The organism is Streptomyces sp. NPDC044106 (assembly GCF_056433985.1).
Genome location: NZ_JBWKFZ010000036.1, coordinates 1 through 25,617 on the forward strand (window position 1 = coordinate 1; position 25,617 = coordinate 25,617).

Genomic DNA, 25,617 nt, shown 5'->3' on the forward strand with positions numbered 1-25,617 from the left:
AACGCGTCCGCCGTCTTGCCCACCCACTTCAGGATGGCCTCGTCGCCCGCCATCCCCTTGATGTCCCGCAACACCCGCCCGACATCATCGGAGAAGTCGTGCAGGTTCTTCGCCAGCGAACGCACCCGGTGCGGATCACCCGGCGTCGGATCCTTCTCCAGATCCAGGACATGCCAGTCCGACGGCCGATGGCCCCCCATGCGACTTCCTCCACCCCACCTGCACCGCCAGTAGACGTACGCATGAGCGAAGCTATCGAATGATGTTTCGTGGGTGAAGGGGATCGCATACGCCTCTGGTGCCTCCTTCAACGCAGGCCCGTACTGCCCCGAAGAGCGAGCGGGCCTCGGAAGCCGACGAGTCCGACCGCGACGGTGATCTAGCGGTTGATCGACTGGATTTCCTGGACCACCATGTCCTGGTCCGCGCCGAACTCCCCGTCGGGGAGGCGTCGTTCACCGTTCACGCCGGTTCCTGTCCAGTGGATCTTCCAGGTGACCGTCGCCTTCAAGGGGAACGAGCCGTTGCCCGAGGAGCGCAAGTACTTCACTCCGCAGGGTGGGGTCTCCTTGGCCTTGCCCTTCGCGTACGGCGTGCCGATCCTGTCGCCGGTCAGGTCGCAGACGCCGTTCGTGGGGTACGTTTCGGCGTCCGGGGTGCCTGGGTCGATCTTCAGGGAGACCGGTTCGGCGGTCGTCGTCGCCTCGACGTTCAGGACCTTGACCCTGGCCGTGACCGAGACCGGCTTGAACTCCGCGCCGTCCAGCCACGCCCACGTCGGCAGGTTGACCTTCGTCTCGCCCTTGGGGGCCAGGGACACCTTCGTGCCGGGGACGCGGATCCTGGCGTACGCCAGCTTCGCCAGGAGCTCCGCGTCGATGGTGGGGATACCGGCCGGCGGCGGCTCGTTCTCGTCGACCCAGAAGGTCTCCTTGTTGCACTTGTCCCAGCCCGGCGGGTACGACTTGTTGGGGAACGACGTCCACCAGTAGCCCTTGCCGGCCTTGTCGAGGTTGAAGTTCTTGTACGGCTCGCCATCGACGTAGCGCTTGCGCTGCTCCAGGTCCCACTGGGCGCCCGTGGAGTCCACCGCCCAGACCGCCTCGCGCTCCTTCTTGAACTGCGCGGGGGTGTAGGCGGGCCCGTACCAGCAGGGCGGCGGGCTGTAGTCGCCCGTCGGGGCGATGGCGCCGGTCCTGGGGCCCGAGCCGTTCTTGGATTCGTCGTAGCTGATGCCGCCCGCGGTGGCCGTCAGCGAGCCGTCGCCGCCGTCCTCGGTCGGGCCCTGGGCGTCGCCGTTGGTGGTCCCCCCGTGGCCGGTCCGCGCGGACACGGGCGCGGAGAGGAGCAGGGTCGCGGCCATCGCCAGGGCCCCGGCGGCTATGAACGGTTTCCTTCTCATGGCTGGCATGTGGCGTTCCCCCGGTCTGATGTGGTCGTCTCGGTGATCCAGACGCCCTTGTCGTTCCTGTGCAGTCGGCTGCTGTAGAGCACGAAGTCGTCCTTCGACGGCGCCGACGCCTTCGCGGTCTTCCCCGTCTTCAGACTCTTGTTGTGCGCCTTGCTCTGGTCCTCGCAGTAGACGATCCCCGCGGTCTTGTCGCCCGTGACGTCCACCCGAGCGTGGAAGTAGCGCTTGGTGCCGGTGATCCGGTCCTTGTAGTCGACGTACTCCTGGACGAACTTCTGGCTGCCGGCCGCCGCTTCACCCTCGGAGTAGAACCGGTAGGCCTTGTGCAGGGGCTTCTGCTCGGCGATCGCCAGGTCGACCGCCTTCAGGTACTGCTCGGTGTCGGCCAGTACCGCGTCCTTGCTCTTGTCGCCCGTTTTCGACCACTCGAACTCGTACGTCAGGTCCGACGGCAGCTCGATCTTCGGCCGGTCGGCCGCGGACTTCGCGGGCCCACTCGGCGACGGCGACTTCTCGCCACCCTGCTCCGCCCCGGCGATCTTGTCGTCGTCCTTGGACGTGTCGTCGTCGCTGCCGCAGGACGTCAGAAGCAGGGCTGCGGACGCGATGAGCGCGGCTGTCGCGAGGCGAAAGGGGCGGTTCACTGTCGGCTCCTGGCGGGTGGGGAGAGGGCGCGAGATCAGCACGCTAGCCCGAGCCGGTGGCCGATACCAGGTGGTTGGCGGGTGACGAATGGGGTGTGGGGGACGTATGCCTGCGAACTCATGTCACAGTTCTGTGCCCGCCCCGATTTCCAGGCCCCGGACTCATCGCCGCGTTTCGGGCCGTTACGGCGCCGGGGACTCGGTACGTATGGAGGTGACGGAGGCCAGGAACGTGGTCCAGGTCTCCGTGGCGAACGAGATGCGGGTGCCTTCGGGGCGGGTGGAGTCGCGGAGGGTGAGTCCGCGGGGGGTGTGGAGGGCCTCCAGGCATTCGCCGTTCTGGCCGCTGTAACTGCTCTTGAACCAGTCAGTCCGCTGCGACGGCATGTGCTGCGCTTCCTTACGGGTCGGTCAGCCCGTCTGCGATCTCGATGATCCGGGACTCGGATTCCAGGGCGCTGAGGGCTGTGGCGCGGAGGTGGTCGAAGGCGTCACCGAACCGGGCCGTGTCCTCCCTCGTCTCCAAGTAGGCGTGGCTTGCGGAGTTCTCCAGCAGAACCACCTCAAGCCCGGCCGGAGGGGGGAAGCCGTAGATCAGGAAGGGGTACGGTCCGCCTTGGTAGGCGCCCGCCGTGAAGGGTAGTACCTGCAGCGTGACATGCGGAAGCTGGGCCACTTGGACCAGGTGCAGCAACTGCTCGCGCAACACCCTCGGGCCGCCGACCTCTTGGCGCAATGCGGCTTCGCCCAGGATCATCCAGACCTTCAGAGGGTCCGCGTCCTTGCGGGTGAGAGCCTTCTGGCGTTCCATGCGTACGCGAACTCTGGTCTGCTGGTCGGGATCGAGGGGGCCGGGTGCTCCTCCTTGGATCACGGCGGTCGCGTAGGCCTCGGTTTGGAACAGGCCCGGCACGATGGCTGGCTGGAAGCCCCTGCAGTCGGAGACTTCGTCCTCAAGGCCAACCAAGTCCAGGAAGTCCTGCGGAAGTTTGTCCTCCAGCACACGCCACCAACGTCGACGCCTGCTTTCGCGGGCCATGGCGAGCCAGGCAGAGCGCTCTCCGGGGTCCTGGACGCCGTACAAGTCCAGCAGCGCCTTTAGGTCCAACTGTCTGATGCCGCTCCGGCCGGACTCGATCCGGCTGACTTTCGCCGCGTGGCAGCTCAGTTGCTCGGCGGCGGCGTCGAGGAGCAACCCTCGCTCTTCGCGCAGGCGCCGGAGGTTGGTGCCCAGGACGCGCTTGCGGATCGTCGGCCTAAGTTCTCCCGCTGGCATATCGCTCCCTGAGGCGCAGTGTTGCCTTTCAGTGCGCAGCGTACCCAGCGTGAACTCCCCAACGAGTGAAGTTAGTTGTTTCACTTGCAAGTTGCTTCACGAGCAGAGGAAGCTACTTGTAGCGATGGGTCACTCACTCATCGTTACTCGACGCAAGGGAACTCCTATGCCTGAAGTCGACGAAGTCACCTGGCAACTCCCCCGCACGCCACGCAGTGCGCACCGTGCCCGCGTCCTCCTGCGCGAGCAGTTCGCCGCATGGAAGGTCGACGGTGAAGTGACGGACGCAGCCGAGCTGTTGGTGTCGGAGCTGGTCACCAACTCCATTCAGCACGCCTACGTCCCGGCCGACCGGCATATCGGTCTGCGGCTCGCCCGCTACGAAGGGCGGGTGCGGATGGAGGTGGCCGATGCCGGGTCGGGCCGGCCCGCTCCCAGGTCGGCCGGTCCGGAGGACGAGCGGGGGCGCGGCCTCGCGCTCGTCGTCGCGCTGGCCACGCGGTGGGGATGCTGCCCACGACGGCACGGGATCGGCAAGGCCGTATGGGCGGAACTCGACGAGGTGACTGTCGCCTGATCACGGCCCGTACGCAGAGGGCCGTCACCGGTCATCAGTACCGGCCTCACCCCTTCACCGCCCCGCCCAGCGCGAAGCCCCCGCCCAGCTTCCGGGAGACCAGGACGTACAACAGGATCACCGGCGTCGAGTAGAGGATCGAGAACGCGGCCAGCTGGCCGTACACCACCGTCCCCTTGTTGCCGAAGAAGTCGTTGATGCTGACCGACGCCGGCATCTGTTCCGGGGTGAGCAGGAGCATGAAGGGGACGAAGAAGTTGCCCCACATCATGACGAAGGAGAAGACCGTCACCACCGCCACCCCGGGGCCCATCAGGGGAAGGACGATGCGGATGAGGGACTGGAAGGACGACGCGCCGTCCGTCCACGCCGCCTCCTCCAGCTCCTTCGGGACGCCGTCCATGAAGTTCTTCATCAGCCAGATGGCGAAGGGGAGTTGGGACGCGGCGAAGAAGAAGATCGTGCCCTGCATCGTGTCGATCAGGTCGACCTGTACGAAGAGCGCGTACACCGGCACCATGATCGCCGTGATCGGCAGGCTCGTCGCGAAGAGGATCGTCAGCATGAAGGGGCGGTTCAGGCGCGACTTGTAGCGGGAGAGCGGGTAGGCCGCCAGCGCCGCGCAGACCACCGTGAGCAGCGTGCCGCCGCCGCAGAGCAGCAGGCTGTTGAGGAGCGGGGTGAAGGTGATCTCGGGAGTCAGGACCTGGTCGTAGTTGTCCAGGGTGAGGCCGTCGGGGAGCCGCACGCGCAGGTCCGCCTTCGGGTCGAAGGAGGAGAGGACCACCCAGGCGAGGGGGAGCACGAACGCCGTCGCCACGATCAGGAGTCCCGCGTCGGCCGCCAGGCGGTGGGTCGTGCGGCGGGAGAGTCCGGTCCGCTTCGGCTTCACTTTCAGACCTCCGTACGCAGCAGGCGCATGTAGACGAGGGAGAAGAGCGAGCCGACCAGGAGGAGGAGCAGGGCCACCGCCGTCCCGTAGCCGATCATGCTTTTCTGGAAGGCCTGTTCGTACATGAACAGGGGGAGGGTCTGGCTGCGGTTGCCCGGGCCGCCGCGCGTCATCACCCAGATCAGCCCGAAGACGGAGAGCGTCTGCAGGGTGTTGAGCATGAGGTTCGTGCCGATCGAACGGCGGATCATCGGCAGCGTGATGTGCCACATGCGGCGCCAGCCGCTCGCGCCGTCGACCTGCGCGGCCTCGGTGATCTCCTTGGGGATCTCGTTCAGGGCGGCCGAGTAGACCAGCATCGAGAAGGCCGTGCCGCGCCAGACGTTGGCGAACGACACCGCCAGGATCGGCAGGGTGAACATCCAGTTCTGGGACGGCAGATGGAGGAAGTCGAGCACCGCGTTCAGGGTGCCCTCGCGGCGGAAGAAGGCGTAGAGGAGGAATCCCGCCACGACCTCCGGCAGGACCCATGCCGTGACGACGATGGCGCCCGTGAGCGTGCGGACCGGCTTGGAGGCACGCTGCATGAGGGTGGCGAGCGCCAGGCCCAGGGTGTTCTGGCCGATGAGGGAGGAGAGGACCGTGAAGACGAGGGTGAGCCAGACCGCGTTGATGAAGCGCTCGTCGCCGAACGCCTCACGGAAGTTGTCGAAACCCACGAAGCTCGACTCGGCCTGGCCGGTGAGCTGGAGGTCGGTGAAGGCGATGTACGCGCAGTAGCCGATCGGGCCCGCGAGGAAGAGGGCGAGCAGGATGACGGCGGGGGAGACGGGCAGCGCCCGGAGCAGGCCGCGCCGGGCGCGGGTCCGTGGGCCGGGTGGTGCGGGGGCCGGGCGGCCCGGCGACGTCTTGGCGACGCCGCCGGGGCCCGCGGAGGATGCGGAAGTCACGTAGGGCACTCATCTCTCTCGTCGCGACGACGGTGCGGTGACTGCGGCTGCGGCTGCGGCTGCGGCTGCGATTGCGACTGCGGGTGTGACTGCGGCTGTGACTGTGACTGCGATAGGCAGCGGCACAGACAATGGCGCAGGCAGTGGCACAGACAATGCCGCAGGTAGCGGCCCGCGCGCCGCTACCTGCCGACCACCTCGCCGTCCGTCGCCGAGTCGACCTCCTCGTCGTAGTTCTTCGCCGCTTCCTCCACCGAGCCGTCACCCGTCGTCACCGTCTCCATCGCCTCCTGGATCGCCGTGGAGACCTTGGGGTACGCGGGGTAGGCGGGCCGGTAGTGCGTGGTGGAGACCAGGTCCGTGAAGAACTTGATGCCGGGCTGCGCCTGTACGTACGAGGGGTCGGCCGCCACGTCCTTGCGGACCGCGATGCCCGAGTTGGCGATGTACCACTTCTTGGCGTTGGCCGTCGTCTGCATCGTTTCGATGAACTTGAAGGCCAGGTCGGGGTTGTCCGCCTTGGCCGGGATCGACCAGGTCCAGCCGCCGGACATGCTCACCTTGCCGGGTGCCCGGCCGGTCTGCGTCGGCATGGCGGCGAGGCCCAGCCTCTTCGACCACTGGGGCCACTCGTGACCCGCGCCCTTGCCCCAGTCCTGCGGCAGCCACGAGCCGTCGAGGTTGATCGCCAGCTTGCCCTCGGGAAGAAGTTCACCGCGTACGCGGGTGGCGAAGTTGGGGTCGAGGGCGTCCGAGACGTCGGGGCCGAGCTTCTCTTTGTAGACGGTCTCCACGAACTTCAGGGAGTCCTTGAAGCCCTTGCTGCCCGTGATCCACTTCTTCGACTTCGGGTCGTAGAGCGGATCCTCGCCCGTGCCGTACGCGAGCATCTCGAAGCCCTGCATCGCCGCCGCCTCACCGGCCGGCTTGCCGGTGTAGACGTTGAGCGGGGTGACGTCCGGAACCTTCTTCTTGACCGTGCGGGCCGCGTCGAGGACCTCGTCCCAGGTCTTCGGCTGCCAGTCGGCGGGCAGGCCCGCCTTCTTGAAGACGGCTTTGTCGAACCAGAGGCCGCGGGTGTCCGTACCGTCCGGTACGCCGTACGTCTTGCCGTCGGCCGCCTTCGCCGCCGTCTTCGCCGTGCCGATGAACTGGTCCCAGTCCTTCCACTTGTTCAGGTAGGGATCGAGGGGTTTCAGGTAGCCGCTGGTGATGTCCGAGTTGATGAGGAACGTGTCCTCGTAGACCAGGTCGGGCGCGGTCTTCGGGGAGCGCATCATCTGCTGCAACTTGGTGTAGTACTCGGAGTCCGGCGCCTTGATCGGCACCAGCTTGACCTTCTTGCCGGGGTTCTCCTTCTCGAACTGCTTCTTGATGTCGCCCAGATAGGTGTCCATGACCTTGATCTGGTTGTCCGTGGACTGCTTGAAGGAGACCTTCACGGTGTCGGGGTCGTCGCCGGAGCCGCCGCCGCACGCGGTGAGGGTGCCGGCGGCGAGCAGGGCGGAGGCGGCGAGGAACAGGGGGGTGGTGGTGGGGCGCACGGGCACGACCTCCTACTGGCCGACGCGGCGGGGTCGCCACGTGGGGTGCGACGGGGTGCAGCGGGGCGCAACGCGGGTTGCCCGGTGAACGTACGGGCGTGTTCGGAGCAAGGTCAATGCCCCTGCGGGGGCTCTGAATTGATGCTTGTCATCAACGTGACAACGTTGTTATCGGGTGTGGCGGTGTGGCGTACGTCGGTGAGGCGTCCAGGGCGGGGAAGCGGGCTCATTCGCTCGCGGCGAGCCAGCGGTAGACCAGTTCGGGGCGGCCGACGTGGCCGTACTGGGGGCTGCGGGCGGCGCGGGCGGTGTCGACCAGGTGTTCCAGGTAGCGGCGGGCGGTGATGCGGGACAGGCCCGCCGACTGGGCCGCCGTGGTGGCGGTGAGTCCTTCGGGGGCGGCGCGCAGGGTGCGCACGACGCGTTCCAGGGTGGGGCCGCTGAGGCCCTTCGGCAGGTCGGCGGGGCCGGGCGCGCGCAGGGTGGCGAGCGCGCGGTCGACCTCGTCCTGGCCGGAGGCCTCGCCCTCCGCGGCGGCGGAACGGAACTCCGCGTAGCGGGTGAGGCGGTCGCGGAGGGTGGCGAAGGTGAAGGGCTTCAGGACGTACTGGACGACGCCGAGGGAGACGCCCTCGCGGACCACGGCCAGGTCGCGGGCCGACGTCACCGCGATCACGTCCGTGGGGTGTCCGGCGGCGCGCAGGGAGCGGGCCAGCTGGAGGCCGTGGCCGTCGGGGAGGTGCAGGTCCAGGAGGATCAGGTCGACCGGGGTGCGGTCGAGGACGCGGCGGGCCTCGGCGGCGGAGTGGGCGGGGCGGGGGATGGCCTCGAAGCCGGGGACGCGGTTCACGTAGAGGAGGTGGGCGTCGGCCGCGACGGGGTCGTCTTCGACTACGAGTACGCGGATCACTGGGCGTCTCCCTGGTCGGCTCTCTCGTCCTTCGGCGGGCCGGTGTGCGGCCTTCGGCCAGGGGCGCGGGTGTCGGTACCCGGCACGGGGGGTGGGCCGACCTCGTCCTCGTCGGCGACCCGCGCAGCCGTGCAAGTCCTCGTCGGCAGCGTCACCTCGAATTCCGCGCCGCCCTCCGGGGACTCCCGGACCGTCAGAGTGCCGGTGTTGCGGGTGACTGTTTGGCGGACCAGGGCGAGGCCGAGGCCGCGGCCCGTCGGGGACTTCGTCGACCAGCCGCGTTCGAAGACGGAGTGGCGGCGGCCGGGGTCGACGCCCGGACCCGTGTCCGAGACGCGGAGGAGGAGGCCCGCCTCGTCGGCCCGGGCCGTCACGGTGACGCGGGCCACCGGTGAGCCCTGCGCCGCGTCGACCGCGTTGTCGATGAGGTTGCCGAGGACCGTCACCAGGTCGCGGGCGGAGAGCGCCTCCGGGAGCATGCCGTCGTCGATGCTGCTGTCGGCCGAGACGACCAGCTCGACGCCGTGCTCGTTGGCCTGCGCCGCCTTGCCGAGCAGCAGCGCCGCGAGGACGGGTTCGTTGACGGCGGCCACCACCTGGTCGGTGAGCGCCTGGGCCAGCTCCAGTTCGGCGGTGGCGAAGTCGACGGCCTCGTCCGCGCGGCCGAGTTCGATGAGGGATACCACCGTGTGCAGGCGGTTCGCCGCCTCGTGGGCCTGCGAGCGCAGGGCCCGCGTGAAGCCGCGTTCGGAGTCCAGTTCGCCTGCCAGCGCCTGGAGTTCGGTGTGGTCGCGCAGGGTGACCACCGTGCCGCGGCGCTCGCCGCCCGTCACGGGGGACGTGTTGAGCACCACCACGCGGTCGGCGGTCAGATGCAGTTCGTCGACCCGCGGCTCCGTGGCGAGCAGCGCGCCGGTCAGCGGGGCGGGAAGGCCGAGTTCGGCGACGTTGCGGCCGATGACGGGGCCGTCGGGGACGCCGAGCAGTTCGCGGCCGCCGTCGTTGATGAGGGCGATCCGCCGCTGTCCGTCCAGCATCAGCAGCCCCTCGCGTACCGCGTGCAGCGTCGCCTCGTGGTAGTCGTGCATGCGGCTCAGCTCGGCGGCGTTCATGCCGTGGGTGCTGCGGCGCAGGCGCGCGTTGATGACGTACGTCCCGATGCCGCCCAGGACGAGCGCCGCCGCCGCGACGCCGAGCAGCGCGACGAGCCGGCCGCGGGCCTTCGCGGTGATCTCCTCGATGGTGATGCCGGCGCTGACCAGACCGACGACGCGGCCCCGCCCTTCCCCCGGCCCCGCCAGGACCGGGGTGACCACCCGCACCGAAGGGCCCAGCGTGCCCGTGTACGTCTCCGTGAAGGTCTCGCCGCGCAGCGCGGCCGCCCGGTGGCCGAGGAAGCGTTCGCCGATGCGCCGCTCGTGCGGATGCGTCCAGCGGATGCCGTCCGGATCCATGATGGTGACGAAGTCGACGCCGGTGTCCCGCTGCACCCGGGACGCGTACGGCTGGAGCTCCTTCGTCGGGTCGCTGCCGAGGACGGCCTCCCGTACCGAGGGGGAGTCGGCGACCGCGCGCGCCGCCGCGGTCGCCTGGCGGCGCGCGGCCTCCTCCGCCTGGTGCTTGTCGCTCAGGTACGTGAAGAGGGCGCATCCGGCGACGACCACCGTGACCAGCACGATCTGCATCGCGAAGAGCTGGCCGGCCAGGCTGCGGGGCAGCCTGCGGGGGCGGCGCGCGGGGCGGGTGCGGGACATGCTGACAGTTTGCCTCTTCGTACACATGGTCGAGTGCCCGAGCGGGGCCATCGCCAGTGATCACCAGCGACCGCCAGAGATCACCAGCGATCGCCGGTGATCGTGTAAGCGCGAACTAAATGAACGCAAGGGTGACCGCCCTCACAGCGCGAGAGATAGTCACCGGGATCGCCCAGGACGTGAGCCGCACGCACCGCAGGCACGCACCACAACGCCGACGTCGTCGTTCAAGGAGGGCCCCGTGACCACCACGGCCGACCCACAAGCGCAGCCCGCAGCCAAGCGGGACCGCACGCACTACCTCTACCTCGCCGTGATCGGCGCCGTGCTGCTCGGCATCGCCGTCGGCTTCATCTGGCCGGACTTCGCCAAGGACCTGAAGCCGGTCGGCTCCGGCTTCGTCGATCTGATCAAGATGATGATCTCGCCGATCATCTTCTGCACGATCGTGCTCGGCGTCGGCTCGGTGCGCAAGGCCGCCAAGGTCGGCAAGGTCGGCGGGCTCGCGCTCGGCTACTTCATGGCGATGTCCGTCGTCGCGCTCGCCATCGGCCTCGTCGTCGGCAACATCCTGCACCCGGGCTCGGGCATGGACATCACCGAGTCCGAGAAGGGCGCGGGCCACGAGGCGGCCGACCAGGCGGACAAGGGCCTCGTCGACTTCGTGATCGGCATCATTCCCAAGACCTTCGTCTCCGCCTTCACCCAGGGCGAGGTCCTCCAGACGCTGCTCGTCGCGCTGCTCGTGGGCTTCGCGCTGCAGGCCATGGGCAGCTCCGGCGAACCGGTCCTGCGCGGCATCGGGCACATCCAGAAGCTGGTCTTCCGGATCCTCGGCATGATCATGTGGGCGGCCCCGGTCGGCGCGTTCGGCGCGATGGCGGCCGTCATCGGCGAGACCGGCGTCGACGCGCTCAAGGCGCTCGCCACGATCATGATCGGGTTCTACGTCACCTGCGCGCTGTTCATCGTGGTGGTGCTCGGCACGCTGGTCCGGGTCGTGACCGGGGTCAACCTCTTCAAGCTGCTCAAGTACCTGGGCCGCGAGTTCCTGCTCATCCTCTCCACCTCGTCCTCCGAGTCCGCGCTGCCGCGGCTCATCGCGAAGATGGAGCACCTGGGAGTCAGCCGCCCGGTCGTCGGCATCACGGTCCCGACCGGCTACTCCTTCAACCTCGACGGCACGATGATCTACCTGACGATGTCCTCGCTCTTCATCGCCGACGCCATGCACCAGCCGCTCGGCGTCGGCGAGCAGATCTCGCTGCTGCTCTTCATGATGATCGCGTCGAAGGGCGCCGCGGGCGTCTCCGGTTCGGGCATCGCGGTCCTCGCGAGCGGCCTGCAGTCGCACAAGCCCGCGCTGGTCGACGGGGTCGGCCTGATCATCGGCGTCGACCGCTTCATGAGCGAGGCGCGCGCCCTCACCAACTTCGCGGGCAACGCGGTCGCCACGCTGCTGATCGGCACCTGGACCAAGGAGGTCGACAAGGAGCGCGTCACGGCGGTCCTTGCCGGTCAACTGCCGTTCGACGAGCGTACGTTGGTGGACGACGGTCACGAGGTCGCGGGGCCCTCGGGGGCGGGCGGCGCGGATGCGAGTGACGCGGACACCGTGCCGGAGCGGCGTGACGAGGGCCAGGAGCCGGTGAAGGTGTAGCCGTACCGTAGCCATCTCCGTATCCGTATCCGTATCCGCACTCGCGAGGGGGGCGGGGCGCCATTGGCACCCCGCCCCCCTCGCTACGGTCCGGACAGCCGGAGCCCCCGGTTCACGCCCGCTTCCGCTCCGACCAGCGAGTGACCCGGCCCGGCCCACCCCTACGGCAAAGCCGCGATGATCTCCCGTGCCCGTTCCGCCGGAACCCCCGCCGACAGGAGCGCCGTCGACGCGGCGGCCAGGCCGGCGTCCTTCGGGTCCAGCAGTCCGTCGTTGACGGCCTCCATCAGGCCGAAGAGCTGCTGTTCGTGGACGTACGCGAGGGCGGCGGGCGGCAGCGGGGAGAAGAACGAACCCTGGGCGAGGCCGTGCCGCAGTACGTTCACGCACTCCGCGCGGACGGGGGCGAGGCGCTGCCTGATGCCCTCCATCGCGACGCTGCGCTGGGCGAGCGCGACGAGCAGGCGGTAGCCGTCGGCGATCTCCCAGACGGCGACCATCGAGTGGGCGAGCGACTCGGCCGGGTCGTCCGACCGCGCACGCCCGGACGCGTGGGCCGCGGCGACCGCCTCGACCGCGCCGTCGATGAGCGCGCCGATCAGCGCCTCCCGGCTCGGGAAGTGCCCGTAGACCGTCCTGCGGACGACGCCCGCGGCGCGCGCGATCTGGTCCATGGAGGCGTCCGGATCGCGCAGCAGCTCGGCGAGTGCCACCTCCAGGATGCGGCGGCGGTTGGCGTCGGCTCGGCTCATGGGCTCCATTGTGCACGCGCTGACGGGAGGGGTCCGGGGGGTTCGCCGAGGAGCGTTCTCTGCCCCGTTTTGCACGTTGGTGTGCAATGGCGTACGTTGCACAGTCGTGTGTAATTGCACAGTGCTGTGCAAGGTCACCGGGCAAGCAGAAACGTACAGGGAGCAGGGAAGGGTGAGGCTTCGGTGGCTCTCCTCATGAAACAACCGGTCGACGAGATGAAGCAGCCGTACGCGCGCCGCTGGTGGGCGCTCGGCGTGCTGTGCCTGAGTCTGCTGATCATCGTCATGGCCAACACGGCGCTGACCGTCGCCGCCCCCGACATGACCAAGGACCTCGGGCTCTCCAGCTCCGACCTGCAGTGGGTCATCGACGGCTACACCGTCCCGTACGCCGCGCTGATGCTGCTGCTCGGCGCGATCGGCGACAAGTACAGCCGGCGTGGCGCGCTCGTCCTCGGCCTCGTCGTGTTCGGCGCGGGCTCGGTCGCGGGCTCGCTCGTCGACAGCTCCGGCGCGGTCATCGCGGCCCGCGCGGTGATGGGCCTCGGCGCGGCGATGATCATGCCGGCCACGCTGTCGCTGCTCGCCGCGACGTTCCCGCGGGCGGAGCGGGCCAAGGCCATCGTGCTGTGGACCGCCACCGCGGGCCTCGCCATCGCGGCCGGACCGCTGGTCGCGGGCGCACTCCTGCAGAACCACGGCTGGGCCTCGACCTTCCTGATCAACGTGCCGGTCGTCGTCGTCGCGCTCGTCGGCGCCCTCGTGCTCATCCCGCCGTCCAAGGCGGGGCACAGTAACCGCATCGACTACGTCGGCGGGCTGCTCTCCGTCGTCTGGACCGGCTCGCTGATCTACATGATCATCCAGGGCCCGCACTTCGGCTGGGACGCCAAGGCCATCTCGGCGGCGGTCGTCGCGGGCGTCGGCCTGCTGGCCTTCGTCGCCTGGGAGCTGCGTCACCCGCACCCGATCCTGAACGTCCGCCGCTTCCTCGACCGCCGCTTCGCGGGCTCGAACCTGGCGGTGGCGCTCTTCTTCCTCGCGGTCTTCGGCGCGTTCTACTACCTGACGCAGCACTTGCAGTTCGTGCTCGGCTACAACCCGCTGGAGACGGGCGTGCGCATGCTGCCGCTCGCGGGCGCGGTCTTCGTCGGCTCGGCGCTGACCGGCTACCTGACCCCGCGCGTCGGCATGAAGATCACGGTGTCGGCGGGCATGGTCGCGGGCACGGTGGCGCTCGCGCTGCTCACGCAGGTGGACGCCGGGTCCTCGTACGGGGACTTCGTGGCGCCGCTGATCGTCCTCGGCCTGGCGATCGGCCTCGCGCTCTCGCCCTGCACCGACGCCATCATGGGCGCGTTCCCCGAGTCCGAACTGGGCGTCGGCGGCGCGGTCAACGACACGTCCCTGGAGCTGGGCGGCTCGCTCGGCATCGCCATCCTCGGCTCGGTGCTCGCCAGTTCGTACTCCTCGAAGCTGGCGGACGCGGCCGAGGCCTCCGGCGCGAAGCTGCCGGCCGGCACGCTCGACACGGCGCAGGACTCGGTCGGCGCCGGTTACGCGGTGGCGCAGGGCATCGGCGAGAAGGCGCAGGCGGTGGCCGAGAAGGCGGCCCACGCGAGCTCGCAGCAGCAGGCGGCGCAGCTCAAGGGCCAGGCCGACCAACTCGCCCAGGGCGCGGGCAAGATGGCGGACGCGGTCGGTTCCGCGTTCTCGGACGCCGTGGCGCACACGAGCCTGATCGGCGCGGGGATCCTCGGGGTCGGCACGGTGCTCGTGGCGGTACTGCTGCCGCGCAAGGGCCGGGACGAGCAGGCGGAAGCGTCCGCGTCGGCCGATGGCGCGGGCTCCTCGGGCGATCGCTCGACGGACCGGGAGTCGCAGCTGCAGAGCTGAGCCGCACCCTGCGTGTGATCACCCGTCAGCCGGGCCGCCCCCTTTCCGGGGCGGCCCGGCTGCGTTGTGCTCGAAGCCATTGACACCACTCCAAGTGAAGTACTACGTTCAGACCACTTCAATCGGAGTGCATCGACAAGCGGTCAATGAGTGCGACCACTGCCACCGCTTCCAAGAAGCCAGGAGCCCCTATGCGAAAGCTCGTCTACTTCATCGCCGTCAGCCTCGACGGATTCATCGCGGCGGCCGACGGCTCCGACCCCACGGGCCCCGACGGCTTCTGGCCCGTCGCGCAGGACTACGTCCAGCACCTCGCCGAGACGTACCCCGAGACCCTCCCCGCCCCGGCCAGGGAAGCCCTCGGCATCACCGCGGAGGGGACCCACTTCGACACGGTCCTCGAAGGGCGCCGCACCTACCTGAACGGCTTCGCCGCCGGATTCACCAACTGCTACCCCCACCTGCGGCACCTCCTCTTCAGCCGCACCCTCACCGAGAGCCCCGACCCCGGCATCGAACTGGTCGCCACCGACCCCGTCGAGAAGGTGCGGGAGCTGAAGCGCGAGGACGGCAAGGACATCTGGCTGTGCGGCGGCGGGGAGCTGGCCGGGGCGCTGCGCGGCGAGATCGACCGGCTCGTGGTCAAGCTGGGCCCGCTCACGCTCGGTTCGGGCACGCCCCTGTTCTCGCACAAGACCGCCTTCGACCCGGTCCTGTACGAGCGCACGGACGCCGTCCTCCTCGACAGCGGCACCGTCTTCCTCACCTACGACAAGGCCGCCGCGCGGTCCGCCGGGGACGTGGAGGCCTAAGCCGTGACTCCGGTGTTCAGCCGGTGTCCCTCGCCCGCCGCCGCTCGCAGCAGTACGTCGGTCAGTTCGCCGGGCGTGGAGAGCATCGGCCAGTGCCCCGTCGCCAGTTCGAAGAAGGTGGCGCGCGGGTCGGCCAGCTGCTGGACCAGCGGCAGACCCGACGCCACCAGGGCTTCGAGCCCGGCGATGTCCATCGTCCCGCCGGTGGTGCAGAAGATGCCGGTGGTCGGCAGTGCGGCGACCGCCCGCGAGATCCGCAGCTGCTGGGCGTACGGTCCTGCCGGGGCCGGCGAGGCGAGGCGCGCAAGCCGGTCGAGCGCCTCCTCGGGAACGCCCGCGAGGTTCCCGTGGGCCCGCCACTCCGCCGGGGTGGGCGCCGGGATCCGCCAGCCGTCCTCGGCCCGCTCCTGCTGGCGCAGGGTCCGCTCGCGGGCCGGTCCGTCCGGCATCTGCTCGCGCACCTGGTCGATCATGGAGTAGCCGTCCTGCGGCATGGGCGAGTCCAGGTACACGAGCCGGGAGATCCGGTCCGGGCGCAGGTCGGCGGCGCCCACGGACGGGTAGCTGCCGTAGCAGTAGCCGACGAGCACCACCTCGGGCGCGTCGATGTGGTCGATCAGCTGGGTGAGGTCCTCGATGTGGGTGTCGAGATCGACCCCGGGACCCGCCAGGTGGCGGCGGTCGCCGAGCCCCGTGAGCGTCACCGCGTGCACTTCGGCCCCGCCCGACCGTAGCCCCGCGGCCACGTCCCGCCAGAGCCAGCCGCCCGTGTACCCGCCCGACACCAGCACGAACGTTGTCATGAGTCCTCCTCGTACGCTGCGATCCGCGGGGTCCGGCCGAGGGGCCGCCCGCGTCCGCCGGTACCGTAGGAACTCCCCCTGAGGGAGGTTCAAGCCGTGTCGCGCGACGGATTGCGGCCCGAAAGTACGCCGCCCGACGGCCCGTGGAGCACCGGGCGGCTCGGCCTGTGGAGCATCGGACAGCTCGCCGAGCGCGCGGGCGTCTCCGTCAAGACCGTGCGCTTCTACTCCGACCGAGGCCTGCTGCCCGAAGCCGCCCGCAGCGGCGGCGGCCACCGGCGCTACGGCCCCGAGGCGCTCGGCAGGCTCCGCCTCATCCGCTCCCTGCGCACCCTCGACCTGCCGGTCCCCGACGTGAGCCGCGTCCTCGACGAGGAGGACCAGCTGGAGGACATCGTCGAGGGACAGCTGAAGGAGGTCGGTTCGCGGCTGACCGCCCTGCGCTGGCGCGAGGCGGCCCTGCAACTCCTCACCGGTTGCTCCGCCGAGGAGCGCGCCGAGCGGCTGCGCCTGATCGGCGCGGTGTCCACGCCTCCCGGCACGGCCGCGCTCGCCCGGTTCTGGCGGTGCTGGCTGCCGGCGCGCCTTCCGGCCCGGCTTGTCGCGGCCGTCGTCGACCAGGCGGTGCCGGTCCCGCCGGACGCCCCCGTCCCGGCCCAGGTGCTCGCCTTTGCACGGTTGCAGGAGTTCGTCACGGACCCCTGCTTCGTCTCGGGCCCCCGCGCGGGCACCGACTACGGCCGGCCGGAAGCGCACGCGCCGGGAAAGGGGTACCGCCCCGCCGTGCTCTACGAGGGCCTCCCCGAGGCGTACGAGCTGGTGGCGCCGGAGCTGCGATCCGGCCGGGCCCCGCGACCCGGCGAGGCCCTCGACTGCTTCGTCGCCGTCCACGCCGCCGCACTGAACCGCCGCGACACCCCGGACTTCCGCCGCGACCTGCACCGCATGCTCGCCGCCGAAGACCGCATCGACCGCTACTGGCAGCTCACCGCCGAGGTCCTGACCCCACCGCCGCACCCACCGGAGCCGACACCCGGCGCCGCCGACAACTGGCTCCGCGCGGCCCTGGGTGCGCGGACACCCGCCTGAACTCCGCAGCGGCGTACGGTGCTTGAGTGACCACCGACACCGATCCCGACCGGCGCGCCGTGGGCGTCGACTTCTGGTTCGACCCCGTCTGCCCGTACACCTGGATCACCTCGCGCTGGCTGCGGGAGGTGGAGAAGGTGCGGGGCATCGACGTGCGGTGGCGGGTCATGAGCCTCGCCGTACTCAACGAAGGCCTCGCCCTCGATCCGGAGGACCCGGAGGGGCTGTGCGGGGAGTACATGAAAGCGCCCGTGCGCATCTGCGCGGCGGTCCGCGAGCGGTACGGGAACGCGGCGCTGGGCCGGTACTTCGACGCGCTCGGGGAGCGGATCCACCGGCGGCGGGACTGGGCGGGCACGGGGGCCGCGCTCGCCGACGCGGGGCTGCCCGCGGAGCTCGAAGCGGTGGCGATGACCACGGAGTACGACGCCGCGGTGCGCGCATCGCACGAGGCGGGCATCGCGCTGGTGGGCGACGACGTCGGCACGCCGGTGCTCTCCGTGGAGGGCACCGGCGCGCTCTTCGGCCCCGTCGTCTCCCCGGCGCCGAGGGGCGAGGCCGCCGGGCGGCTGTGGGACGGCGTGGTGCTGATGGCCGGGGTGGGAAGCTTTCACGAGTTCAAGCGGGCCTACGGGGAGCCGGACTTCGGCTGAGCGGGGCGCCGGGGCGGCCCGAGCCGTGGCCCGGCGGTGGCGCCTCGCTCAGCTGCAGATCTTCGCGCTCGGGGTGGCGTAGAAGTCGCGGTAGCAGGTGGGCAGCCGGCCCTGGAGGTCCTCGCTGCCCACGGGCGTGATGACGTACTTGGGGCGGTGGAGGTGACCGTCGTTCACGAAGGCCGGAGCCACGGAACCCACGCTCGGGTCCTCGTCCGCCGGGGCGGCGACGGCGGGGGCCGCCGAGATCACTCCGGCGGCGACAGTGGAGAGCAGGGCGGTGGCGAGAAGTCGTACGCGCATGGAAGGAAGCTCCTGGAGCTGGACGTCATGGCACTGAGGCCCTTCCCGACCGTTTCGCGCGGCAGGCCTCACCGCCGCGCAGTTCACCCGATCGCTCCCGCACGCGGCCCGGCCGGGCCCCCGGCCGCACTCGCTGGCCTTGACGCCCACGTCAAGGATTACCGTCTGGGTATGCGAATCGGCGAGCTCGCGGCGCGCGCGGGGACGACCACGCGGACGCTGCGCTACTACGAGTCGCGCGGGCTGCTCCCCGCGCGGCGGACCGGCAACGGCTACCGCACGTACGACGAGAACGACGTGCGGCTCCTGGAGCAGATCAGGGTCCTCCAGGACTTCGGGTTCGACCTGGAGGAGACCAGGCCGTTCCTGGAGTGTCTGCGCTCCGGCCGTCCTGAGGGCGACTCCTGCCCCGCGTCGCTCGCCGTGTACCGCCGCAAGCTCGGTGAACTCGACGCGCTGATAGCCGAGTTGACTGCCGTGCGCGAGCAGGTCGGGGCGCAGCTCGCGCGCGCCGAGGCGGCGTTCGTGAGCGGCCCCGAGCCGCGGTGCGAACTGACGGGATGACGTCACGCGATGACGTCACGGGATGAGGGGAGTGGGCACATGAAGGCAGCGGGAGTGGCCGAGGTGACGGACGCGGACTTCGCGGGGGAGGTGCTGGGTGAGGCGGACCGGCCCGTGCTGGTGGAGTTCACGGCGGACTGGTGCGGGCCGTGCCGGCAGCTGGCGCCGGTGCTGAGCGAGCTGGCGCGCGAGGAGTCGGAGCGGCTGAAGATCGTGCAGCTGGACGTGGACCGCAGTCCGGAGACGGCGATCGCGTACAAGGTGCTCTCGGCGCCGACCATGATCGTGTTCCGGGGCGGGGAGCCGGTGAAGCAGATGGTGGGCGCGCGGGCCAAGCGGAAGCTCCTGGCCGAGCTGGCCGACGTGCTCTGAGCGGGGCGGGCCGCCGCAGGACCCGCTGCGGCCCGCGCCACGAGAAATGCCCCGGACGAATTGACGTCCGGGGCATTTGCCTTGGTATATTGGATTCTTTCGCGAAGCTCTGCCCATTTGTGTTCCGGGTGGCTCCAGCGGGAAGTTCAATAAGAGCACTGTAACTGGCGAGGGGCTGAATTGTCAACCGAGGAATTGCGGGAAGAGCAGCAATTCGTCTCCGGGCTGTACGCACGCCTGGACGCGCTGCGCGAGGAGGCCGAGACCGCCGTGCAGACGTCGTTGTCGCAGGTGGGCACGGGTCTCCAGGCGCGCCTTGAGCGCGATGTACTGGTGGCCGAGCAGTCGGGGCTGCTCGCCGCGCTCGACGGGGGAGAGAACGGACTCTGCTTCGGCAGACTCGAATTCCGTGGCGGCCGTGACCACCACATCGGACGCATCGGTATCCGCGCGTCCGACACCGAACGCACCCCGCTCGTGATCGACTGGCGTGCCGATGTCGCGCGCCCCTTCTATCTCGCGACGGGTCATACACCGATGGGCCTGCGCAGGCGCCGGCACATCACCACGAAGGCCCGCGAGGTCACCGCCCTGCACGACGAGATCCTGGACCTCGGCGACACGACCCGCACCGGCCACGAGGGCGCCGACGCCGACGAGGTCCTGCTCGCCGCGCTCGACTCGGCCCGCACCGGCCGCATGCACGACATCGTGCAGACCATCCAGGCCGAGCAGGACCGCATCATCCGCGCCCCGCACCGCGGCGTCCTCGTCGTCGAGGGCGGCCCGGGGACGGGCAAGACGGTCGTGGCGCTGCACCGCGCCGCGTTCCTCCTCTACGCCCACCGCGAGCTGCTCGCCAAGCGCGCCGTCCTGATCGTCGGCCCGAACCCGGCCTTCCTCGGCTACATCGGCGAGGTGCTGCCCGCCCTCGGCGAGACCGGCGTACTGCTCTCCACGGTCGGCGAGCTGTTCCCCGGCGTGACCGCGACCGCCGTCGACAGCCCCGAGGCGGCCGAGGTGAAGGGCCGCGCGGAGATGGCGGACGTGCTCGCCGCCGCCGTACGCGACCGCCAGCAGATCCCCGAGCCCGGCGAGCCGCGGATCATCGAGCACGACGACGGCGATCTGATCCTGGACTGGACGATCGCCTACGAGGCGCGCGAGGCGGCCCGCGCCGCCGACGTGCCGCACAACCTCGGCCGCCCGCACTTCGCGTTCCGGATCATCGACGCGCTGACCGAGCAGCTCGCCGAGCGCATCGGCCACGACCCGTACGGCGGCCCGAACTTCCTCGGCCCCGACGACATCGCCCAGCTCGGCAAGGCCATCGCGGCCAGCCCCGACGTGCACGCCGCCATCGAGGAGCTGTGGCCCACGCTCACGCCCCAGCGCTTCGTCGCCGACTTCCTCGCGGAGCCGACGGGCCTGTCCGAGCGGGACGCGGACGCCGTCCGCCGTCCGTACGACGCGCCCTGGACCGCCGCCGACGTGCCGCTGCTCGACGAGGCGGCCGAGCTGCTCGGTCACGACGACAGCGCCGAGCGGGCGGCGGCCGAGGCCGAGCGGGCCAGGGAGATCGCGTACGCGCAGGGCGTGCTCGACGTCTCGCGCGCGTCGCGGACGTACGAGTTCGAGGACAAGGACGAGGACGACGCCGAGGTCCTGCTCGCGCACAACATCATCGACGCGGAGCGGATGGCCGAGCGCCAGGAGGAGAGCGACCACCGCAGCGCCGCCGAGCGCGCGGCGGCCGACCGCACCTGGGCGTTCGGGCACATCATCGTCGACGAGGCGCAGGAGCTCTCCGCGATGGCGTGGCGGCTGCTGATGCGGCGCTGCCCCACCCGGTCCATGACGCTCGTCGGCGACCCCGCGCAGACCGCCGAAGCGGGCGGCTGCGGCACGTGGGAGGGCATCCTCGCGCCGTACGTCCAGGACCGCTGGGAGTACACCCGGCTCGGCGTCAACTACCGCACGCCCGTGGAGATCATGGACGTCGCCGCCGAGGTGCCACGCCTGGAGAACCCGGACTTCCGGCCGCCGAGCTCGGTGCGGTCCACGGGTGTACGCCCCTGGGCGCGCCGCACGGACGACCTCGCCGCCGCCGTGGCCGGCGCGGTGGCCGCCGAGGCCCGCGACGAGGGCCGCCTCGCGGTGATCGCCCCGCGCGAGCTCCACGCGGAGCTCGCCGCACAGCTGCCCGGAGTGACGGCCGGGCGGACCCCGGACCTGACGCGGCCGGTCGTCCTGATCGACCCGCGTCAGGCGAAGGGCCTGGAGTTCGACACGGTCCTGGTCGTCGAGCCCGCCCGGTACGGCACGAGCGACCTGTACGTGGCGCTGACCCGGGCCACGCAGCGCCTCGGCGTGCTGTACGCCGAGGAGCTGCCGGTCGCTCTCAAACAGGTCGCAGCCACACCGTAGCCAGCGGCGGCAGGGTCAGGCGCAGGGAAGCGGGACGGCCGTGGGACGCCACCGGCTCCGGTTTGAGGGGATCGGGGTTGGTGACGTCGCCGCCGCCGTAGCGGGCCTCGTCCGTGTTCAGGACCTCCTGCCAGGCGGCGAACTCGTCCGGCACGCCCAGGCGGTAGCCGTGCCGGACGACCGGCGAGAAGTGCGAGACGGCGAGCAGCGGGGCGGCGTCGGCGTCCTCGGCCGGGTAGCGCAGGAAGGCGAAGACGTTGTCCTCGGCGGCGTCGCCCTCGACCCAGGCGAAGCCCCCGGGGTCGGTGTCGCGCTGCCACAGGGCGCCCTCACGCCGGTAGACGGTGTTCAGCTCGCGGACGAGGTCGCGCACGCCCCGGTGGTCGGCCTCCGCGCCGTACGCCGGGTCGAGCAGCCACCAGTCCGGGCCGTGCCCCTCCGCCCACTCGGCGCCCTGCGCGAACTCCTGCCCCATGAAGAGGAGTTGCTTGCCGGGGTGGGCCCACATGTAGGCCAGGTAGGCGCGGTGGTTGGCGCGCTGCTGCCACCAGTCGCCCGGCATCTTCGACACCAGCGAGCGCTTGCCGTGGACGACCTCGTCGTGCGAGATGGGCAGCACGTAGTTCTCGCTGTACGCGTACACCATCGAGAACGTCATCTCGTTGTGGTGGTGCTTGCGGTGCACCGGCTCCTTCGCGACGTAGTCGAGGGAGTCGTGCATCCAGCCCATGTTCCACTTCAGGCCGAAGCCGAGGCCGCCGCGTGCTGGACTGTTGGGGCCGCCGGGGCCCTGGTGGTGCGTCGCCCGGGTCACGCCGTCCCAGGCCGTGGACTCCTCGGCGATGGTGACGACGCCGGGCACGCGCCGGTAGACGGTGGCGTTCATCTCCTGGAGGAAGGCGACGGCGTCGAGGTTCTCGCGGCCGCCGTGCGCGTTCGGGGTCCACTGGCCGTGTTCGCGGGAGTAGTCGAGGTAGAGCATCGAGGCGACGGCGTCGACGCGCAGGCCGTCGATGTGGAACTCCTCGCACCAGTACGTCGCGTTGGCGACGAGGAAGTTGCGGACCTCCTTGCGGCCGTAGTCGAATTCGAGGGTTCCCCAGTCCGGGTGCGCGGAGCGGGCCGGGTCCTCGTGCTCGTACAGGGACCGCCCGTCGAACTCGGCGAGCGCCCAGTCGTCGCGCGGGAAGTGCGCGGGCACCCAGTCCATCAGGACGCCGATGCCCTCCCGGTGCAGGGCGTCGACGAGGAACTTGAAGTCGTCGGGGGTGCCGAGGCGGGCGGTCGGCGCGTAGAAGCCGGTGACCTGGTAGCCCCAGGAGCCGCCGAAGGGGTGCTCGGCGACGGGCATCAGCTCGACGTGGGTGAAGCCCAGGTCGGCGACGTACGCGGGGAGCTGCTCGGCGAGCTGACGGTACGTCAGGCCCGGTCGCCAGGAAGCGAGATGCACCTCGTACACCGAGAAGGGCGCCTCATGGGCCGGCCGCTCCGCGCGGCGCGCGAGCCACTCCTGGTCGTGCCACTCGTGGTGCGACTCGTGTACGACCGAGGAGTTGGCGGGCGGTATCTCGGTGCGGCGCGCGAGCGGGTCGGCGCGCAGGGTCGTGGAGCCGTCGGGCCGGGTGATCTCGAACTTGTACAGCTCGCCCTCGCCGACGGACGGCACGAACAGCTCCCAGACCCCGCTGCCGCCGAGCGAGCGCATCGGGAAGCCGGTGCCGTCCCAGAAGTTGAAGCCGCCGATCACCCGCACGCCCCGGGCGTTGGGCGCCCACACCGTGAACCGGGTGCCGGTCGCCCCCTGGTGGATCATCGGCCTGGCCCCGAGCGCCTCCCACAGCTGCTCGTGACGCCCCTCACCGATCAGGTGCAGGTCGAACTCGCCGAGCGAGGGGAGGAAGGAGTACGTGTCGTGGATCTCCAGCTCCGTCTCCTCGTACGTCACGTGCAGCCGGTAGTCGTCGGGCGCGGCCCGCAGCGCCACGACCACGGAGAAGAACCCGTCGCCGTCGTCGCGCAGCTCGGCGCGCAGCTCGTCGGCGACGACGGTGACCGCCTTCGCGTAGGGCCGCAGCGCCCGGAAGGCCACGCCGCCGGGGACGGGGTGGGCGCCGAGGACGCCGTGCGGGTCGTGGTGCGTGCCGCTCAGGAGCCGGGCGCGGTCCTCGGCGCCGACGGGGGACTCGGTGACGGGCGGCGGCATGGCGCCGGGCGCGGTCACGGCCCTGGCGGCGGCGCCGGTGCCGGTCTCCGCCCCGGCCGCCGCCCCGGAGTTCTCCGCCGGTGTCTGCGGCGCCGCCGGTTTCGCGCTCTTGGCGGCCTTCGCGCTCTTGGCGCTCCGCGTGCTCTTCGCGGGCTTCGCCGCCTTCCGGCTCTTCCCGGTCGGGGCGGCGGTTTCGTCGGACGGTTTGCGGGGGCGCGGGGTCACTGGGGAGGCCTCCTCAGGAGGGGTGGTCAGTGGGCTTCGTCGGCGGAGCCGTCCTCCGCGAGGCGGCGCACCGCGGCCAGCGGGACCGGCAGCCAGTCGGGGCGGTGGCGGGCCTCGTAGAGGACTTCGTAGACCGCTTTGTCGGTCTCGTGGGCGCGCAGCAGTACGGGATCCATACGGGGGTCGCGGCCCGAGACCTCCGCGTACCCCGAGCAGTACGCGGCCCGGCACTCCTCGGCCCAGCCGGGCTCCCGGGTGCCGTGGGACGCCGCGTAGTCGAAGGAGCGCAGCATGCCCGCGACGTCGCGGGCCGGCGGCTGCGGCAGGCGGCGCTCGGAGAGCGGACGCGCGGGTTCGCCCTCGAAGTCTATGAGCGACCACTCGCCGTCCGGGGCGCGCAGGCACTGCCCGAGGTGCAGGTCGCCGTGGATGCGCTGGGCCGTCCACGACTGGCCCTCGCCGCCCAGGTCGGCCAGTGCCTCGAAGGCGGTGAGCAGCCCGGGGGCGTACGGCCGCAGGGCGGGGACGGCCCGCGCCGCCGCGGTGAGGCGGTCCGCCATGGCGTCGGCGGCCGCCTCGACCTGCGCCCGGCCCAGGGTGACGGTCACCAGCGCGGACGCGAGCGACGCGTGCACCTCGGCCGTGGCGCGACCGAGGGCCCGCGCCTCGCCGGTGAAGGACTCGCCCTTGGCGCGCATCCGCAGCGCCAGTTCCCAGCCGTCCTCGGCCCCGGCCAGATACGGCTGGAGCACCCCGAGGCCGGCGGCCTCGCCCGCACCGCTCGTGCCGTCGCCGAGGTCGGCGAGGAACCAGGCGGCGGGCGCGGGCACCCGTGCGCAGCCCGCGCGGGCCAGCTGCAGCGGGAGCTCCAGATCGGGGTTGAGACCGGGCACGACGCGGCGGAACAGCTTGAGGATGAACGTATCTCCATAGACGAGTGAGGAGTTGGACTGCTCGACGCCGGGCAGCCGGGGGCGGAGTCCCAGGGGGATCTCGATGCCCATGTCGCGCTCGAAGCGGAGCACGCCGTGCCGCCCCGGCATCCGCAGCCGCTCAAGGAGCAGCTCGGCGAGGTGCGGATCGTGCAGCGCCTCGTACACCGTGTGGCCGGCGAGCGGGCCCTCGGTGACATGGCCGATCAGTGCGGGGGCCAGGTGCGGCGGCAGGACGCGGCGCACGCCGAGCAGCAACTGGTAGCAGTCGGGGGCGCGTTCGGCGCCGGGCCCGTCGAGTGCGGCACCCTGCGCGGACACGACCGGCTGGCGGACCCGCAGGAGCAGGTGGAGCAGGCCCGACGGCGAGCTGCGCGGCAGGAGTTCGGTCGCCGTCACCGCTTCCAGGGCGCTGATCGGGCGGCCCTTCCCGGCGAACCACCGTTGCCGGGGCAGCCATTCGCGCAGCAGCGGGTCGAGCGAGGCGAGCAGCGCGGTGGCGTGCGCACTGGGACGGGTGGCGGCTTCCGACATGGCGTCGCGTCCTTTCCGCGTCGCGGACAAGGCAGGGTGCGGTAGTGCCGGTGGTGCGTGGAGGGGGTGCCGGTCGTGCGTAGGAGTGCCCAGGGCGGGGCGGTGGAAACCGCCCCGCGAGGGCGTCGCGCTGCCGGAGCCTACGCCGGTTCCTTGCGCAGCCGGAACCAGTAGAACCCGTGGCCCGCCAGCGTCAGGAGGTAGGGCAGCTCACCGATGGCCGGAAAGCGCACCCCGCCGATCAGCTCCACGGGGTGGCGTCCCTCGAAGGTCTGGAGGTCGAGTTCGGTGGGTTGGGCGAAGCGGGAGAAGTTGTGGACGCAGAGGACGAGGTCGTCTTTGTATTCGCGGAGGAAGGCGATGACGGCGGGGTTGGAGGAGGGGAGTTCGGTGTAGGAGCCGAGGCCGAAGGCGGGGTTCTGTTTGCGGATTTC

Annotated in this window: 24 protein-coding genes and 1 pseudogene; 9 read left to right on the forward strand and 16 right to left on the reverse strand. The window is 70.9% G+C overall.

The window, feature by feature from the left end:
• The 5 genes and pseudogenes from AC07DI_RS36980 to AC07DI_RS37000 all read right to left on the reverse strand — a co-directional run.
• Window positions 1-200: pseudogene (locus tag AC07DI_RS36980) on the reverse strand (putative T7SS-secreted protein); the annotation flags it as partial.
• 179 nt (window positions 201-379) lie between these two features.
• Window positions 380-1,411: a hypothetical protein gene (locus AC07DI_RS36985; RefSeq protein ID WP_478909297.1), complete on the reverse strand. Its 1,032-nt coding sequence runs from the start codon at window positions 1,409-1,411 to the stop codon at window positions 380-382.
• Entirely contained in the window at window positions 1,399-2,055 is a 657-nt protein-coding gene (locus tag AC07DI_RS36990; RefSeq protein ID WP_384248787.1) for a hypothetical protein, read from the reverse strand. The genes AC07DI_RS36985 and AC07DI_RS36990 overlap by 13 nt, the downstream gene beginning before the upstream one ends.
• Before the next feature lie 183 nt (window positions 2,056-2,238).
• On the reverse strand, window positions 2,239-2,442 hold the full coding sequence (locus AC07DI_RS36995) for a DUF397 domain-containing protein (protein ID WP_478909299.1): 204 nt from the start codon (window positions 2,440-2,442) through the stop codon (window positions 2,239-2,241).
• Between the two features lie 13 nt (window positions 2,443-2,455).
• A complete protein-coding gene (locus tag AC07DI_RS37000; protein ID WP_478909301.1) occupies window positions 2,456-3,331 on the reverse strand; it encodes a helix-turn-helix domain-containing protein in 876 nt (291 codons plus the stop codon).
• Between the two features lie 166 nt (window positions 3,332-3,497).
• Here AC07DI_RS37000 and AC07DI_RS37005 point away from each other — a divergent pair, with 166 nt between their 5' ends.
• On the forward strand, window positions 3,498-3,908 hold the full coding sequence (locus tag AC07DI_RS37005; protein ID WP_478909303.1) for an ATP-binding protein: 411 nt from the start codon (window positions 3,498-3,500) through the stop codon (window positions 3,906-3,908).
• A 46-nt stretch (window positions 3,909-3,954) separates the two neighbouring features.
• Here AC07DI_RS37005 and AC07DI_RS37010 read toward each other — a convergent pair whose 3' ends face one another.
• The 5 genes from AC07DI_RS37010 to AC07DI_RS37030 form a co-directional block, all read right to left on the reverse strand.
• Window positions 3,955-4,800, reverse strand: coding sequence for a carbohydrate ABC transporter permease (locus AC07DI_RS37010; RefSeq protein ID WP_384248777.1), 846 nt, complete (start codon window positions 4,798-4,800; stop codon window positions 3,955-3,957).
• 2 nt (window positions 4,801-4,802) lie between these two features.
• The gene (locus AC07DI_RS37015) at window positions 4,803-5,750 is read right to left on the reverse strand and encodes a carbohydrate ABC transporter permease (RefSeq protein WP_478909305.1); all 948 of its coding nucleotides are present in this window, start codon (window positions 5,748-5,750) and stop codon (window positions 4,803-4,805) included.
• 182 nt (window positions 5,751-5,932) lie between these two features.
• Window positions 5,933-7,300, reverse strand: a complete 1,368-nt coding sequence (locus AC07DI_RS37020) for an extracellular solute-binding protein (RefSeq protein WP_478909307.1) — start codon at window positions 7,298-7,300, stop codon at window positions 5,933-5,935.
• A 220-nt stretch (window positions 7,301-7,520) separates the two neighbouring features.
• The gene (locus tag AC07DI_RS37025; RefSeq protein WP_478909309.1) at window positions 7,521-8,204 is read right to left on the reverse strand and encodes a response regulator; all 684 of its coding nucleotides are present in this window, start codon (window positions 8,202-8,204) and stop codon (window positions 7,521-7,523) included.
• Window positions 8,201-9,958, reverse strand: a complete 1,758-nt coding sequence (locus AC07DI_RS37030; protein WP_478909310.1) for a sensor histidine kinase — start codon at window positions 9,956-9,958, stop codon at window positions 8,201-8,203. The genes AC07DI_RS37025 and AC07DI_RS37030 overlap by 4 nt, the downstream gene beginning before the upstream one ends.
• A gap of 241 nt (window positions 9,959-10,199) precedes the next feature.
• Here AC07DI_RS37030 and AC07DI_RS37035 point away from each other — a divergent pair, with 241 nt between their 5' ends.
• On the forward strand, window positions 10,200-11,618 hold the full coding sequence (locus tag AC07DI_RS37035) for a cation:dicarboxylate symporter family transporter (RefSeq protein ID WP_478909312.1): 1,419 nt from the start codon (window positions 10,200-10,202) through the stop codon (window positions 11,616-11,618).
• A 161-nt stretch (window positions 11,619-11,779) separates the two neighbouring features.
• On the opposite strand, the gene AC07DI_RS37040 is transcribed toward AC07DI_RS37035, so the two are convergent.
• Entirely contained in the window at window positions 11,780-12,379 is a 600-nt protein-coding gene (locus tag AC07DI_RS37040) for a TetR/AcrR family transcriptional regulator (RefSeq protein WP_478909314.1), read from the reverse strand.
• 186 nt (window positions 12,380-12,565) lie between these two features.
• On the opposite strand from AC07DI_RS37040, the gene AC07DI_RS37045 reads away from it, so the two are divergent.
• A complete protein-coding gene (locus AC07DI_RS37045) occupies window positions 12,566-14,266 on the forward strand; it encodes an MFS transporter (RefSeq protein WP_478909331.1) in 1,701 nt (566 codons plus the stop codon).
• Window positions 14,267-14,457: 191 nt separating this feature from the next.
• Window positions 14,458-15,078: a dihydrofolate reductase family protein gene (locus tag AC07DI_RS37050; RefSeq protein WP_478909316.1), complete on the forward strand. Its 621-nt coding sequence runs from the start codon at window positions 14,458-14,460 to the stop codon at window positions 15,076-15,078.
• On the opposite strand, the gene AC07DI_RS37055 is transcribed toward AC07DI_RS37050, so the two are convergent.
• Window positions 15,075-15,881 carry an alpha/beta fold hydrolase gene (locus AC07DI_RS37055; RefSeq protein WP_478909318.1) on the reverse strand — a complete coding sequence of 269 codons (807 nt, stop codon included), beginning with the start codon at window positions 15,879-15,881 and terminating at the stop codon, window positions 15,075-15,077. The two genes, AC07DI_RS37050 and AC07DI_RS37055, sit on opposite strands and share 4 nt — an antisense overlap.
• Before the next feature lie 165 nt (window positions 15,882-16,046).
• On the opposite strand from AC07DI_RS37055, the gene AC07DI_RS37060 reads away from it, so the two are divergent.
• Window positions 16,047-16,970 (forward strand): MerR family transcriptional regulator, encoded by a 924-nt coding sequence (locus AC07DI_RS37060; RefSeq protein WP_478909333.1) that lies wholly within the window; start codon window positions 16,047-16,049, stop codon window positions 16,968-16,970.
• Window positions 16,971-16,996: 26 nt separating this feature from the next.
• A complete protein-coding gene (locus AC07DI_RS37065; protein ID WP_478909320.1) occupies window positions 16,997-17,623 on the forward strand; it encodes a mycothiol-dependent nitroreductase Rv2466c family protein in 627 nt (208 codons plus the stop codon).
• Between the two features lie 48 nt (window positions 17,624-17,671).
• Here AC07DI_RS37065 and AC07DI_RS37070 read toward each other — a convergent pair whose 3' ends face one another.
• Window positions 17,672-17,926 carry a hypothetical protein gene (locus AC07DI_RS37070; protein ID WP_478909321.1) on the reverse strand — a complete coding sequence of 85 codons (255 nt, stop codon included), beginning with the start codon at window positions 17,924-17,926 and terminating at the stop codon, window positions 17,672-17,674.
• A 171-nt stretch (window positions 17,927-18,097) separates the two neighbouring features.
• Between AC07DI_RS37070 and AC07DI_RS37075 the strand changes: the two genes are divergently transcribed.
• From AC07DI_RS37075 to AC07DI_RS37085, 3 genes are all read left to right on the forward strand, one after another.
• A complete protein-coding gene (locus AC07DI_RS37075) occupies window positions 18,098-18,490 on the forward strand; it encodes a MerR family transcriptional regulator (protein WP_478909322.1) in 393 nt (130 codons plus the stop codon).
• A gap of 39 nt (window positions 18,491-18,529) precedes the next feature.
• Window positions 18,530-18,862 carry a thioredoxin gene (gene trxA, locus AC07DI_RS37080; RefSeq protein WP_384248745.1) on the forward strand — a complete coding sequence of 111 codons (333 nt, stop codon included), beginning with the start codon at window positions 18,530-18,532 and terminating at the stop codon, window positions 18,860-18,862.
• Window positions 18,863-19,042: 180 nt separating this feature from the next.
• Window positions 19,043-21,289 carry a HelD family protein gene (locus AC07DI_RS37085; RefSeq protein WP_478909324.1) on the forward strand — a complete coding sequence of 749 codons (2,247 nt, stop codon included), beginning with the start codon at window positions 19,043-19,045 and terminating at the stop codon, window positions 21,287-21,289.
• Here the strand turns inward: AC07DI_RS37085 and glgB are convergent.
• From glgB to AC07DI_RS37100, 3 genes are all read right to left on the reverse strand, one after another.
• The gene (gene glgB / locus AC07DI_RS37090; RefSeq protein ID WP_478909326.1) at window positions 21,264-23,717 is read right to left on the reverse strand and encodes a 1,4-alpha-glucan branching enzyme; all 2,454 of its coding nucleotides are present in this window, start codon (window positions 23,715-23,717) and stop codon (window positions 21,264-21,266) included. The genes AC07DI_RS37085 and glgB overlap by 26 nt on opposite strands.
• A gap of 26 nt (window positions 23,718-23,743) precedes the next feature.
• Window positions 23,744-25,183: a maltokinase N-terminal cap-like domain-containing protein gene (locus tag AC07DI_RS37095; RefSeq protein WP_478909328.1), complete on the reverse strand. Its 1,440-nt coding sequence runs from the start codon at window positions 25,181-25,183 to the stop codon at window positions 23,744-23,746.
• A gap of 140 nt (window positions 25,184-25,323) precedes the next feature.
• The coding region (locus tag AC07DI_RS37100) for an alpha-glucosidase C-terminal domain-containing protein (RefSeq protein ID WP_384248735.1) at window positions 25,324-25,617 on the reverse strand (294 nt) is incomplete at its 5' end.